The sequence below is a fragment of the Paludibaculum fermentans genome (assembly GCF_015277775.1).
In the GTDB taxonomy this organism is placed as follows: Bacteria; Acidobacteriota; Terriglobia; order Bryobacterales; family Bryobacteraceae; genus Paludibaculum; species Paludibaculum fermentans.
The window spans coordinates 5265602-5279808 of sequence record NZ_CP063849.1 but is presented as its reverse complement, the minus strand read 5'-3'; the positions used below and the strand labels follow the sequence as shown (position 1 = coordinate 5279808).

Genomic DNA, 14207 nt, shown 5'->3' with positions numbered 1-14207 from the left:
GTCTTACAGGTCCTTAACTACGAAAAAGAACCGGACGCGCCTCCTATGCGAAGATGCAAGCATCTGGAGGTACCTTCGACTTGGGAATGGGCTCAGACTCGAAGCCAAGGATGTACCGGCCGATTGAATCCTGCGGGATCATCGGCAATTTGCAGTCGGTTGCATTGGTCTCTACGGAGGGCGAGATCGATTGGTGCTGCTTGCCGAGCTTTGATTCGCCAAGCATTTTCGGAGCGATTTTAGATCAGGGTAAGGGCGGTTACTTTCGAATCGCACCCGTAACGGAGGGCGTCAACCGGCAGATGTATCTGCCCGAGACAAACGTCCTCATGACACGGTTCCTGCGGCCCGATGGCGTGGCGGAAGTCCTCGACTTCATGCCCGTGCGGGACGATGTCGTATGGGCTGGCGCCCAGGCGCCCAGTGAGATCATCCGCATTGTCCGCGGGGTGCGCGGTGTCACGCGGATCCGGCTCGATTGCTCACCGGCCTTCGGCTACGCCCTGGCTCCGCACGACACGGAAGTTCGCCCCTGGGGCTGCCTCTTCCGGAGCGAGCAAGGCAGCCTTGCACTGAGCAGCCCTGTGCCGATTGCGGAGGAAAACGGCCACGCCATCGCCGAGTTCACGATCCATCCCAAGGAGAGCTTCACCTTCTCCCTCCGCTTTCTGGAGCACGGAGAGCCCACGCCGGGCGGGCACGACACGGTCGATGGCGAGATCCTCATGGATCAGGCCGTGAAATACTGGCGCGGGTGGCTCAGCCGCTGCACCTACACGGGACGGTGGCGTGAGCGCATCATCCGTTCGGCGCTCGTCCTGAAGTTGCTCACCTTTCGCCCCACGGGCGCGATCGTGGCAGCGCCCACGTGTAGCCTGCCTGAAGAGGTGGGCGGGACCCGCAACTGGGACTACCGCTACACGTGGATTCGCGACGCCGCCTTCACCGTCTACGCCTTCCTTCGATTGGGATTCACTGAGGAGGCTACCGCCTTCATGGGCTGGCTCGAGAGCCGCATCCACGAGCAGGAGCGCGTCAATGGGCCGTTGAACGTCATGTACGCTATCGATGGCCGCCACGACCTGACGGAGTTCACCCTCGATCATTTTGAGGGCTACCGCGGTTCGCGTCCGGTGCGCGTAGGCAACGGCGCATACAACCAACTGCAGCTCGATATCTACGGCGAGGTGGTCGATTCAATCGATCTCTACGACAAGCACGTCACGCCCATCTCGTACAGCTTCTGGAAGCAGGTGCGGGTCATGCTGGAATGGGTCGCGGCGAACTGGCAGCAGCCCGATGAAGGGCTGTGGGAGGTGCGCAGCCAGCGCCAGCACTTCATCTATTCCAAGCTGCAATGCTGGGTCGCGCTGGATCGCGGACTGCGCCTGGCCGCGCGCCGTAGCCTGCCGCTCAACCGGGCCCATCTGGAACAGGAGCGGGACAAGGTCTTCGAGTGGATCATGACGCATGGTTGGGACGCTGACCAGCAGTCTTTCGTGCAGGCCGCGGGCACCAAGGCCCTCGACGCCGCCAATCTGCTCATGCCGCTCGTCCATTTCATAGCCCCGACAGACCCACGCATGTTGAGCACCATCGACCGCACCATTGAAGCGCTCGTCTCCGACAGTCTGGTCTATCGCTATCAGTTGCACGGCGAGGTGTTCACCGATGACGGGATCTCCGGAGGAGAAGGCACTTTCAGCATGTGTACTTTCTGGCTTGTCGAGGCGCTTACGCGCGCCGGGCGCCTGGAGGAAGCCCGTCTGATCTTTGAAAAGATGCTCACTTACTGCAATCACCTTGGCTTGTATTCGGAAGAGATCGGGCCCACTGGGGAATCACTGGGCAACATCCCGCAGGCGTTCACTCACCTGGGCCTCGTGAGCGCGGCTTTGAATCTCAACGCCCGGCTCGATGGGCGGGAGTACGCCAGTTGAGCGGCTTGGATGGACGCCGCTTTGGGGCCATCCTGAAAGCCGACGGGGTCCTGTTCCAGGTATGGAGTGCGGCGAGCCAGATTGAACTCGTAGTGGATGGGCCGGCGCCGTCTACCCACCAACTCCAGTTGCGCTCCGATGGCCTGAAGACGGTGTTCGTTCCGGGGCTGGCTGCCGGCGCGAGGTATGGCTACCGCATCGACGGGCAAGGTCCATTCCCTGATCCCGCTGCCCGATTTCAGCCGGATGGCGTACACGGACTGTCGGAAGTAGTCGACCCGGCATTCCCCTGGACCGACGCGGGCTTCTCGCCTCGCGCGTGGAACGAAGCCGTGCTCTACGAACTGCACTGCGGAGCGTTTACGCCGCAAGGGACCTTCGCCGCCGCGAAGGATCGGCTTGGACAATTGAGTGATCTCGGCATAACGGCCGCCGAGTTCATGCCCCTCGCCGATAGCCCGGGCCGCCGGAACTGGGGCTACGATGGAGTCTCTCTTTATGCACCCAATCGAAACTACGGCCGGCCTGAGGACCTGCGCGCATTCGTGAATCACGCCCACTCGCTGGGCCTCGCCGTTTATCTTGATGTCGTCTACAACCACTTCGGCCCGGACGGCGCCTATCACCGGCTCTTTCACACCGGCTTCTACTCCACACGTGTGAAGACGCCGTGGGGCGACAGTCTCAACTTCGATGAAGAACACTCCGCCAATACACGCGCCTTCTTCGTCTGCAATGCACTGCACTGGCTGGAGGAATACCACATTGACGGTTTCCGCCTGGATGCCACTCACGCCATCCAGGACCGTAGCGCCTTGCATTTCCTGGCGGAGTTTGCTGAGGCGCTGCACCACCGTGCGGCCGAGCTGGGGCGGAGCGTCCAGGTGATCGCGGAAGATGCCCGCAATCTCAATACAATCCTGCAGCCGCCGCAGCAGGGCGGCTACGGAATTGACGCCGTATGGGCCGACGATTTCCATCACCATGTTCGGCGAGCCCTGGCCGGTGATACCGCAGGCTACTACGCGGACTATGACGGCGAGCCTGCCAGCATCGCCCGCACTCTGCGGAACGGCTGGTTCTATGAGGGACAGCACTCCGTTCACCACGACGCGCCGCGCGGCACGCCCACAGGAGATCTGGACCGCAGCCGGTTCATCATCTGCATCCAGAACCACGACCAGATTGGGAATCGCGCCCGAGGCGAGCGGCTCCATCACCAGATCCCCAATCACGCCCATCGGGCCGCGAGCGCTCTGCTGCTCCTGGCGCCCGAGACCCCGCTGCTCTTCATGGGACAGGAATGGGCGGCGACTACCCCGTTTCAGTTTTTTACTGACCACAACGAACAACTGGGCCCCCTGGTGAGCGACGGCCGGCGGCGAGAGTTCGCCCATTTCCCTGAGTTCTCCGACGAAGCGAGCCGGACCTCGATTCCTGATCCCCAGGCGGACGATACCTTTCTTCGCAGTAAGTTGCGATGGCGCGAACGGGAGCAGCCAGAGCATCAAGCCATGCTCCGCTGGTACACGCGGCTCATTCAACTGCGGCGCCGGATCCGCTGCCGGTCCCTGCACTGCACAGTAGGTGAACAGGCCGGGCTCATCACGCTGGAATGGCGTGACGATCATCAGGCGTTCACGCTGGTCGTGGCATTGCAGGGTGGAGGAGAATTGCCCGGCGCGTGCCCGTCCGGTGTCCTTCTCCTGACCAGCGAGGATCCCGAGTTTGTGCCTGATCCAATGCCGCGACCTGGTGAAGAGGTGGGTCGACCGCTCCAGTTTGGGCGCGCGGGCTGCGCATTGTTCTTCGATGGCAAAGGAGAAGACTGAAGTGACACCCGGCATTCCGTCCTATCCCGTGAGCACTTACCGGCTGCAGCTAAACGACGGGCTTGTGTTCGATGACGTAACGCGGCTGGTGCCGTACTTCGCCGGGCTCGGAGTGACCCACCTGTACCTCTCACCCATCTGGAAGGCCCGGCCGCACAGCCAGCACGGCTACGACATCTGCGACCTGGCCGAAATCAATCCGGAACTGGGCGGAGAACACGGCTACAACAGGCTGTGCGAGGCCGCGGCACGCAGTTCCATGGGGCTGATCCTCGACTACGTGGCCAACCACATGTGCACCGATCCCCTGTACAACGAGGCCTGGCGCGATGTCCTCCGCAACGGTCCATCCTCTTCCTTCGCTGAGTATTTCGACATCGACTGGCAGCCCGTCAAAGCGGAACTCGAGAACAAAGTGCTCCTGCCCATCCTGGGACACCAATACGGTTCAGTGCTGGAGGCAGGAGAGTTGCAGGTCGTCCATCAGTGCGGGGACTTCCACCTGCGTTACTGGGATAACAACCTGCCTCTCAATCCGCGCCAGTGCCGCCTCATTCTGCGGCATCGCGCCGAGGCGCTACCCGAGTTGCTGCAGGATCAGCCGGAAGCCCAGCAGGAATACCTCAGCATTCTGTTTCAGTTGGACCATTTGCCCCCTTACACCGATACTTCGCTGGCAGCACGCAATGACAGGGCTCGCGAGCTGACCATCGCCAGCCAGCGTCTGTCCCGATTGCTGTCCCAGTCGGATGCTCTGCGGAGCCACGTCGACCGGAATGTTGAGGAGTTCAATGGCCGCCCTGGCGATCCGGCCAGCTTCAATCTTCTCCACGAACTGCTCGAACTGCAGCCATACCGGCTCTGCTATTGGCGCACAGCCCTGCACGAGATCAACTATCGCCGCTTCTTCGACATCAACGAACTGGCTGGTCTTCGCATGGAGGCGCCGCAGGTATTTGAGTCCGCACACAAGAAGGTCTTGGACCTCTTCAGCACGGGCCGCGCTCACGGTCTGCGTCTCGATCACATAGACGGACTCTACGACCCCTCGGGCTATCTGCACGAACTGCGTAAAACCGTCGACACGGACCAGGTCACCTCTTATATCGTGGTCGAGAAGATTCTGGCCTCGACCGAGCGCCTCACTTCGGAGTGGCCCGTCGATGGCACCACCGGCTACGAGTATCTGAACCAGCTCAACCGGTTGTTCATCCGGCCGGAGAACCTCGAGTCCATTCGCCGCATCTATCACAGCTTTTCCCGGCGCAGTACCGACTTTGAAGAGATCCGGTATACCTCCAAGCAGCAGATCATCTCGACCTCGATGGTCAGCGAACTGAACGTGCTGGCCCATGAGCTCAACCGCATGTCCGAGCAGGACCGCCGCTATCGCGACTTCACCCTGGACAGCCTGCAGGAGGCGCTCCGCGAGGTGGTCGCCTGCTTCCCCGTCTACCGGACGTATATCAGTCCGCGCGGCGTGGCCTACTCCGACAAAGTAGCGATCGATCAGGCGATCCGGGAAGCGATCCGCCGCAATCCGGCCATGGAGTCTTCGATCTTCGCTTTCATCCGCGAGTGCGTGTGTCCCGACCCTGCTGAGCCGGATGACAGTACCCGCGCCCGCCGGTTGCGCTTTGCGCAGAAGTTTCAGCAGTACACGAGCCCTGTGCAGGCCAAGGGGATCGAAGACACGGCCTTTTACCGGTACTGCCCTCTGGCCTCCCTCAACGAAGTGGGCGGCGAGCCGGCGTCACTAGGCGCACCGCTCGATGACTTCCATGCCGCCAATGCCTATCGCCAGACGCGCAGCCCTCGCTCCATGATCACTACCTCCACTCACGACACCAAGCGTGGGGAGGATGCCCGCGTGCGGATCAGCGTGCTTTCTGAACTACCCGATGAGTGGCGCAAACAACTGCGAAGCTGGTCCCGATACGTTTCGCCCGCGCGCACACGCACCGGTGGGCAGGTGGCGCCGGACCGCAACGATGAGTACCTTTTCTACCAGAGCCTGCTGGCCATCTGGCCCACCTCGACGGGCTGGGAGGATGACCGGTTGCACGACCGCATCCTTGCTTACATGGCCAAGGCCGTGAAAGAGGCCAAGACCCACTCCAGTTGGATCAATCCGTCGAATGAGTATGACGCGGCATTGGCGCACTTCATCCGCAGTCTCTTCACTGAGCAGCACACATCGGCGTTCCGGGAGTCCTTTGCCGCCTTTGCGGATCGCATCGCATTCTTTGGTTCTTTGAACTCACTGTCGCAGCTCACGCTCAAGCTGGGTTCGCCGGGCGTCACGGATTTCTATCAAGGCACCGAGTTTTGGGACTTGACCCTTGTTGACCCCGACAACCGCCAATCGATCGACTTTGATTCCAGGCAGAACTGGCTCGGCCGCTGGCAACCGGAGTACGAGCGCTCACGCGCTGGGAATCGCGTGTTCGACTTCGCCCAGATCGCCCCCCAGGTCGATACCGGCGAGTTGAAGGCGGCGATCACGGCCATCGGTCTCAACCTGCGCCGGGACAACCCGGACCTGGTGATAGAGGGCGAGTACATTCCGCTGTATGCCACCGGCCCCATCGCCGACCACCTTGTGGCCTTCGCGCGCGTGCAGAGCGGGCGTGTGCTGCTGGCCGCGGGCTTGCGCTGGATGGCGGGGCTCCTGGCCGGTGCACCCTATGCTTCGGCAGCCGCGGGCTGGCACGAAACCGTGCTGCCGGTGCCCGAAGAGTTGGCAGGCAGGAACATTGTGAATGTCCTGACAAATGAGCGCTGGACGTGCGCCGGATCCATTCCATTGCGGGCCTTATTTGGACGCCTGCCCGGCGCGCTCATTACCCTCGCCTGATTCCGGGAGGCCTGGCACTCCAGGACTCCGAAAAATTGTTTCGCGAATCCACTTCACACCGTGATCCCTTCTCCGCGGTCACCGCGCGTTCTGTGTGTATGCGGAAGATCATCTCACTCTTTGCCTTCGCGGCTGTGCTGGCTGCGCAATCCCCTTCGGAAGACAAGCGTCTCGTCTTTTCCACCTTTAATGGCGGCGACCGGTACGACGACGCGACAGCGGTCGCAGTCGATCCCGGCGGCTTTATCTATGTCGCCGGCGAAAGCGAATCGCGCGACATCCCAGTGAAGCCCGTCGGCGGCAAGCCCCTGAATTCGGCCGTTTTCAAGGCCTACCTCACCAAGTACAGCTCAGAAGGCAAGGAAGTGCTCTGGCGCGCGCAGATCGGCGGTTCCTCCAATACCGTGGCCCACGCCGTCGCGCTCGACAAAGACGGCAACATCTATGTGGCCGGCACCACCGGAGCCCGCGATCTTCCGCTGCTCCACCCCATCCAGGACAAGCAGGGCGGCCTCAACATCTGCTTCGTCATGAAGTTCGATCCGGAGGGGACGCTCCTCTTCTCCACCTACTTCGGCGGCGAGCGCAATGAGGAAGGTCTCGCCCTTGCGCTCGATTCCGTCGGCAACATCTACCTCGCCGGCCGCGCCTCCTCCGCGCAGTTGCCCGTGAAGAACGCGATGCAGCCGCAGATCTCCGGCGGCGGCCAGGATGCCTTCATCGCCAAGATCACGCCCGACTTCCAACTCGCCTACGCCACCTACCTGGGTGGGAACAGCGGCACCGACAACATCTACGCCATCGCAGTCGGTCCAGACGACTCGCTCTACGTGGCCGGCGAGACCATGTCCACCGGCATGGCCACCGAGGGTGCCTACATCACCTTGCCCCAGAGCTACTCCAGCTTTGTGGCTCGCGTAAAGCCCGAAGGCGACGGCTTGATTTACTTCACCTACGTCGGCTGGAAGGGCGGCTACACCTCGATTCGGGGCCTGACCGTGGACCGCGATGGACGCGCCTACGTAGTCGGCCATACCTCCTCCAAGCAATTGCCTACCTCCGAAAATGCACTGCAAACAGCCTTCGGCGGTGGTTTCCGCGACGCATTTCTCCTACGCCTAAGCGTCGACGGGACCGCCGCCGAATACCTCACCTACCTAGGCGGCAGTTCCTCCGGGCCGACGGATCCGGACGAAACCGCCACCGCCGTGAAGATCGATGCCCGCGGCTATGTCTATATCACCGGCTACACGAACTCGCCGGATTTCCCCGGCTTCCGCGCCCTGCAGTCGAACCACGGCGGCAAGTTCGATGCGTTCCTGCTGCGGCTCGATGTGGACCAGAAGCAACTGATCTCCTCCACCTTCTGGGGCGGTGTCGAGAATGACGAATCGCTGGCACTGACGCTGGGACCCGGCGAGTCCGCCACCATCGCGGGCATCACTTACTCGTCTGACCTGCCTCTGTCGGCCAACGCCCTGCAGACCAAGCTCGGCAGCGGAAACGACGCTTTCGTCTGCCAGATCTGTGACCCCTGGCTGGGCATCTGGTTTGGCGATCTCTCCGAAGCGCGATTCACCTATGTCCTGGGCGGCGAAGTGCCCGCACCCATCAATTCCGTGGTCTACGCCGGTTGTCCACAGGCCTTCCCCGCCGAAGGTCCCGAGAGCACCGAGCCCTGGCTGATCCTCGAGAAGGACGGCGGCACGGTTCCGATGAAGCTCAAGCTCAGCGTCAACCCGGATGGGCTGGCCCCGGGCGAGTACAAAACGATCATCAAGGTCACCGTTAACGACGCGTTCCACCCGGTGCTCGAGATCCCGGTCACCCTCGTGGTTCAGGAACCGCCGGTTGTGATCGAAGATCCGTCACCGGCGAACTAGCCGGCTGCGGGCGGGGTGGCGCGCCGGCGCCTTCCCTTGGCGGCAGGCGTGGCGGCGATCTCCTCCTCACGCCTGTTGCTACCCTGAAATTATGCGATTCGCCTCCGCGGGTGCGGTCTCCGGCCTCACCCTCACCCTCCTCCTCAGCGCGTGCGCCTCCAAGCCGGAACCGCCCAAGGTCAGCGCCTTCGTCGACACCTACTACGACGCGCTCTTCACCTGGAGCCCCTCTTTTGGAACCAGCGTCGGCTTCCATCAATATGACAAGCAGTTGGAAGATCGCTCTGCCGCCGCTTACGAGCGGCGCATCGCTACGGTGAAGGAACAGTTGAAGCAGGCCGAGGCGCTGCAGGCCGCCAAGCCGGCGGAGCAGGATCAGATCGACCTCACGATGATCCACAATGCTCTGCAGGCCGAACTGCTCGACCTCGAGACCATTCAGACCTGGCGGCACAATCCCATCGATTACGTTGCCTCACCGGGCGGCGCCGTCGATCTGCTCATGAAGCGCAACTTCGCACCGGCGAAAGAGCGCCTGGCCGGCGTCACGGCCAGGTTGGCCGCCGCGCCCGCGCTGATCGCCGCGATGAAGGCGAATGTGGACAATCCTCCCAAGGAATTCACTGACCTTGCCATTCGCGTGGCCGGAGGCTCCATCGGCTTCCTCGAGAAGGAAGTCGCCGTCTGGGCGAAGGACGCGGCCGGCGGTGACGCCCAGGCCTTGAGCGATTTCCAGAAGGCCGATGAGGCAGTCGTGGCCGCCATGAAGGACGCCGCCGCGTGGCTCAAGTCAGACCTGCTGCCGAGATCGAAAGGCTCCTACTCCATCGGCGCCGGGAACTTCTCGAAGAAGCTCCTCTACGAGGAGATGGTGGATCTGCCGCTCGACCGCGTTCTCGCTGTTGGACAGGCGAATCTCGACAAGGACTACAACGACTTCGTCGAGACCGCCAGGAAGATCAACCCCAAGCTCTCGCCCGCTGACGTCATGAAGTCGCTGGAGACCGAGCATCCCACCGAAGCCGATCTCCTGCCCGCCGCCCGCCGCACCATCGAAGGAACCCGTTCGTTCCTCATCGACCACAAGATTGTCACCGTGCCCTCGGAAGTCCGCCCGCGCATCGAGGAGACCCCGGTCTACGCCCGCGTGGGCAGCTTCGCTTCCATGGACACGCCCGGCCCCTATGAGGAAAAGGCCACTGAGGCTTTCTACTACGTCACGCCGCCCGAGAAAGAGTGGGACACGAAGCACAAGGAAGAGCATCTGCGGCTCTACAACAAGTACGTGATGCAGATGATCACCATCCACGAGGCATTCCCCGGCCATTACCTCCAGTTCCTCTACGGCAAGCAGTTCCCCACCAAGACCCGCAAGCTGGGTGGAGCGGCCTCCAACGCCGAAGGCTGGGCGCACTACACCGAACAGATGATGCTGGAACAGGGCTACGGCGAAGGCGACCCCAAGATCCACCTCGCGCAGCTTTCCGAGGCGCTGCTGCGCGACTGCCGCTACATCACGGGCATCAAGCTGCACACCCAGGGCTGGACCGTCGAGCAAGGGCAGAAGCTCTTCGTGGAAAAGGGCTTTCAGCAACCGGCCAACGCGTTTGAGGAATCGCGCCGCGGCGCCTACAATCCGACCTACCTTTACTACACGCTCGGCAAGCTGATGATCTACAAACTGCGAGCCGACTACCAGCAGGCCAAGGGGTCCGCCTACAGTCTGCAGGGCTTCCACGACGAGTTCGTGAAGCAGGGTCCGCTGCCGCTCAAACTCATGCGGCAGATCCTGCTGCCGGGCAACACCGCGCCGCTTCTCTAGCGTTCTTCAATCGCCGCGCAGCGCGCTCATCGGTTCAATCCGCAGGGCGCGCAGCGCCGGCAGCAGCATGGCCAGCAACGAGACCCCCGCCAGCACCAGTGGCACCGTGACAAACGTCTGGGTGTCATGCGCCTGCACCCCATACAGCAGGCTCTGCACCGTACGAGCCATCGCCAGGCTCAGTGCGAGGCCCGCCGCCAGCCCGGCCCCGGTCGGCAGAATGCCCTCCCGGAACACCAGCGCCAGCACATGACCGCGCTGTGCGCCCAGCGCCATGCGAAGCCCAATCTCGGGCGTCCGCTCAACCACGCTCTGTGCCACCACGCCCGCCAAACCCACGCCCGTCAGCAGCAGCGCCAACACCGCAAATATGCCGGCCAGCACCATCTGGAGCCTTGGGCCCGCCACCGCCTTCGAAAGCACCTCCTCCATCGGCTGCACATGGGACACAGCCAGGCTGGCATCAATCGACCGGATCTCGGCACGCACCAGCGTCGCGACCGCCCCTGGCTCCATCGCTGTCCGCACCACCAGGTCCCGGACCATTGGGGCGGCCTGCAGCGGGTTGTACATCACCGGCCGGGCCGGCTCGTCGATGTTGTATTCGCGCACATCCGCCACCACGCCGATGATCCGGCACTTCGCCTCCTGGTTGCTGTCGACGAACGTACTGTCCAGCGCGGACCGTCCCTGGAAGAAGCGCCTGGCAAAGGTCTCGTTCACCATCACGCCGTAAACCGGGCCTTTCGTATCGCGCGCCTCCATCAGCCGCCCCTCCACCAGCCGCATCCGCATCGTAGGGAAATACGACGGAGTCACATAGCGGTGCGGCACGACGATCTCCTGCCCGCGCGGCGGCGCCGGACGCCCATCGAACGTCACCATGCTTGCTCCGCCGGCCATGCTGGTCGGTACGCGGTAGGTCCAACCGGCGTCGGCCACTCCAGGAATCGCCTTGATCTTCTCCAGCGACGCCTGGTAGAAGGCGACGCGCTGTTCATCCTTCGCGTACGATCGGTCCGGCAGCACCAGCCGCATCGTAACGAGGCCCTCGGGGTCGAAACCCAACTCCTGCCGTTGCAGCTTGAGGAAGCTATGCAGAAACAATCCGGCGCCTGTCAGCATCAGCACGGAGAGCGTAACCTCCGCGCCGACCAGCAACTGGCGCAGGCCTGCCCGCCCACCCACTTGGTTCCGGCTGCCCTGCCGCAGCGAGTCCGCTTCGGCCGTGCGCCAGGCCAAAAGGGCGGGCGCCATCCCGGAAAGAAGCGCGGTCAGAGCCGCGGCAACCATCGAGAAACCCAGCACCACCGGATTCAGCTCGATCTCCTTGGCCCCGTACAGCGCCTCCGGCAGCAGCCGCGACACGCCCTCCTTGGTCCAGGCGGCCAACGCCAAACCCAGCAGGCAGGCAAGGGCCGCCAGTACCGAACTCTCCACCAGTTGCAGCCGCAGCAGCTTCATCCGCCCGGCGCCCAAAGCCGCCCGCACCGCGAATTCCCGTTGCCGCGCCGAGGCCCGTGCCACCAGCAGCCCGGCCACATTGGCACAGGCGATCAGCAGCAGGAACCCGACAATCCCCAGCAGCGCCAGCAGCATCGGCTTCTGCCGCCCGCTTAGCGTTTGCCGCAGGCTGGTCACCACGGCGCCCACTTCCGAATTCGAATCCGGATACTGGAGTTCCAGCCGCTTCGCGATCCCCTTCATCTCCGCTCGAGCCTGCTCCAGCGTCACCCCGGGCTTCAGCTTCGCCATCACCTGCAGAAAGTGGGAGCCTCGCCGGGTCCGGTCTTCCGGACTGAACGCCATCGGAGTCCAGATGTCCGCCTCATACCCGGCCACGCGAAACTCGGCCGGCATGACCCCGATCACCGTCATCGCAGCACCGTCCAGCGATAGCGTCTTTCCAATCAGCGAGGAGTCGCTGCCGAACCGGTCCCTCCACAATGCGTAGCTCACGATCGCTACGCCGGGCGCTCCAGCCTCGTCTTCCGCCGCGGTGAACACCCGCCCCAACCGCGGCTTCACGCCTAGCAGCGGGAACAACTCGGGGGTCGTCTTCACGCCTTCGATGCGGACAGCTTCCCCTTCTCCCGTCAACGTGAAGGCCCAGCGCCGGAAGGCCGTCATGTCCTCCAGCGTCTTCGACTGCGCTTTCCAGTCATAGTAATTGGCCGGCGCCGGAGTATTCTCCGGGAACCCCATCGCCGCGGTCTCTTCCCACACATGGACGATTCGATCGGCCTCCGGGTAAGGCAGCGGGCGCAGTAGTGCCGAGTGCACCACGCTGAACATCGCCGTGGAGGCCCCGATCCCTAAGCCCAGTGTCAGCACCGACACCAGCGTGAAGCCGAGACTCTTGTGAAGGGAACGAAAGGCGAATATGAAATCCGGAAGCATCGCGGGAGTGTAGCGGCACCCACAGAGCCAAAGTCAACTCTTGCCGCATCAGTGCCTTGCCGCCAGGTGCGGCGCCAGGCGCTGTCCGCTCATGGGACGTCCTGTTCGCCCTTAAAACAGCCGCTGAAGGTCTGAGAATCTCTCCACGATCTCCAGCCGCCCCGGTCCAGGCTCGCGCAACGCCTGCCGCTCCAGCGTCCAGGTCCGTTCATGCGGCACGAACACCGCATTCAATCCGGCCTCCAGCGACGGGTTGATATCGGATTTCGGAGAGTTCCCGATCATCCAGGTAACAGCCGGATCCAACCCCCGTTCGGCCACCAGCCGCTGGTAAGCGCCCCGGTCTTTCTCCTTCACAATGGCCGTGTGCTCGAACCACACCCCCACCCCGGAACGGTCGATCTTGAGCTTCTGCTCTTCCTCGTGGCCCTTCGTGCAAATGGTCAGGGCATGCCGCGATGCGAGGTACTCCAGCGTCTCCGCCACTCCCTCCATCAACTCCACCGGTTGTTCCAGAATCCGAAGCGCAAACCCCTTCACCGTTTCCAGATCCTCGTTCCGGATCGCCCGTCCGGCCAGCCGCCGGTAGCACTCCTGCAGGTTCCGGCCGAAGTTCAACGAACCGTACCCGTGCACCTTGCTGTTGGCCAGTTCGATCTCATCCAGGATGGCCCGAACCTCATCCGCCGTCAGCGTCGAATGCTCCAGGAACGAGACAAACTGCTCGAAAGCCGCCTCGAAGTAGACGTTGTTCTCCCACAGCGTATCGTCGGCGTCGATCAGCAGGTTGAGGCGCATGAGTAACGGTCTATTCGAGGCTGGAAAGGTCCGGCGTATGCTTGCCATGCCCGTTCAGCCGTGCCACTTTCCTGATCTCTTTGCCGAGTTTGTGCCGCTCCAGCAGCACCGCCAGATGCTCGCGTACCTGCTCCATCCGGTCCGCCTCCGAGCGCATCTGCAGCAACGTTTGGCGGAAACTTAGATCTGTCGAGATCTGGGCCAGTTGAAAGCTCAACTCGGGGTGGTCCGCTTCCGGCGTCTCGGTCTCGTCTCCGGTGAGCTTGACGAGTTCTTCGAACTGCTCAAGCGCCCGCAGAATCGTCTGCAGACTGGCCGGCGCCTGATCGTCATCGTCGAAATACTGGACTTCCGCCTGGAAAAAGTTCCTGTCAGTTTGGATCGAAAGGATCTCAAACCGCCGGCGCCCCAGCGTAAGGATGTCCAAACGGCCGTCTTCAAACCGCTGCAGCACCTGTTCCACGGCGGCAGTAGTGCCGGTCCGCAGCACCCCGTTCCCGCGCGAGAGCACGATGCCGAAAGCGCGATCCTCGGTAATGCATTCGTTGATCATCTCCTTGTACCGGTCCTCGAAGATGTGCAACGGCAAACTCGTGTTCGGAAACAGCACCACTTCCAGTGGAAACAGCGGCAGCAGGCCCTCCGGCATCTTTGTATTATGGCTCATGCGGAGAT

The 14207-nt window shown here is 62.7% G+C and carries 8 protein-coding genes; 5 read left to right on the top strand and 3 right to left on the bottom strand.

The genetic code is table 11. The annotated features are described in order from the left end of the window. Positions 1 to 86: 86 nt before the first annotated feature. The 5 genes from IRI77_RS20680 (at position 87) to IRI77_RS20660 (ending at position 10334) form a co-directional block, all read left to right on the top strand. Positions 87 to 1940 (top strand): glycoside hydrolase family 15 protein, encoded by a 1854-nt coding sequence (locus tag IRI77_RS20680; protein WP_194453736.1) that lies wholly within the window; start codon positions 87 to 89, stop codon positions 1938 to 1940. Continuing rightward, positions 1937 to 3772: a malto-oligosyltrehalose trehalohydrolase gene (gene treZ, locus IRI77_RS20675; protein WP_194446923.1), complete on the top strand. Its 1836-nt coding sequence runs from the start codon at positions 1937 to 1939 to the stop codon at positions 3770 to 3772. Before IRI77_RS20680 ends, treZ begins: the two co-directional genes overlap by 4 nt. A gap of 1 nt (position 3773) precedes the next feature. Beyond that, entirely contained in the window at positions 3774 to 6629 is a 2856-nt protein-coding gene (treY, locus tag IRI77_RS20670) for a malto-oligosyltrehalose synthase (RefSeq protein ID WP_194446922.1), read from the top strand. Positions 6630 to 6727: 98 nt separating this feature from the next. Next, a complete protein-coding gene (locus IRI77_RS20665) occupies positions 6728 to 8512 on the top strand; it encodes an SBBP repeat-containing protein (RefSeq protein ID WP_194446921.1) in 1785 nt (594 codons plus the stop codon). A 91-nt stretch (positions 8513 to 8603) separates the two neighbouring features. Next, positions 8604 to 10334 (top strand): DUF885 domain-containing protein, encoded by a 1731-nt coding sequence (locus IRI77_RS20660; protein ID WP_194446920.1) that lies wholly within the window; start codon positions 8604 to 8606, stop codon positions 10332 to 10334. A 6-nt stretch (positions 10335 to 10340) separates the two neighbouring features. Here the strand turns inward: IRI77_RS20660 and IRI77_RS20655 are convergent, their stop codons facing one another. The 3 genes from IRI77_RS20655 to IRI77_RS20645 form a co-directional block, all read right to left on the bottom strand. Further along, a complete protein-coding gene (locus tag IRI77_RS20655; protein ID WP_194446919.1) occupies positions 10341 to 12734 on the bottom strand; it encodes an ABC transporter permease in 2394 nt (797 codons plus the stop codon). Between the two features lie 111 nt (positions 12735 to 12845). Then, positions 12846 to 13532 carry an HAD family hydrolase gene (locus IRI77_RS20650; protein WP_194446918.1) on the bottom strand — a complete coding sequence of 229 codons (687 nt, stop codon included), beginning with the start codon at positions 13530 to 13532 and terminating at the stop codon, positions 12846 to 12848. Positions 13533 to 13542: 10 nt separating this feature from the next. Further along, a complete protein-coding gene (locus tag IRI77_RS20645) occupies positions 13543 to 14199 on the bottom strand; it encodes an LON peptidase substrate-binding domain-containing protein (RefSeq protein ID WP_194446917.1) in 657 nt (218 codons plus the stop codon). Positions 14200 to 14207: the final 8 nt, after the last annotated feature.

Bases quoted from the DNA above. Each gene is read 5' to 3' on its own strand.
- IRI77_RS20650 (WP_194446918.1), bottom strand. From the start codon at position 13,532: ATGCGCCTCAACCTGCTGATCGACGCCGACGATACGCTGTGGGAGAAC.
- IRI77_RS20680 (WP_194453736.1), top strand. From the start codon at position 87: ATGGGCTCAGACTCGAAGCCAAGGATGTACCGGCCGATTGAATCCTGC.
- IRI77_RS20655 (WP_194446919.1), bottom strand. From the start codon at position 12,734: ATGCTTCCGGATTTCATATTCGCCTTTCGTTCCCTTCACAAGAGTCTC.
- IRI77_RS20645 (WP_194446917.1), bottom strand. From the start codon at position 14,199: ATGAGCCATAATACAAAGATGCCGGAGGGCCTGCTGCCGCTGTTTCCA.
- IRI77_RS20660 (WP_194446920.1), top strand. From the start codon at position 8,604: ATGCGATTCGCCTCCGCGGGTGCGGTCTCCGGCCTCACCCTCACCCTC.
- IRI77_RS20665 (WP_194446921.1), top strand. From the start codon at position 6,728: ATGCGGAAGATCATCTCACTCTTTGCCTTCGCGGCTGTGCTGGCTGCG.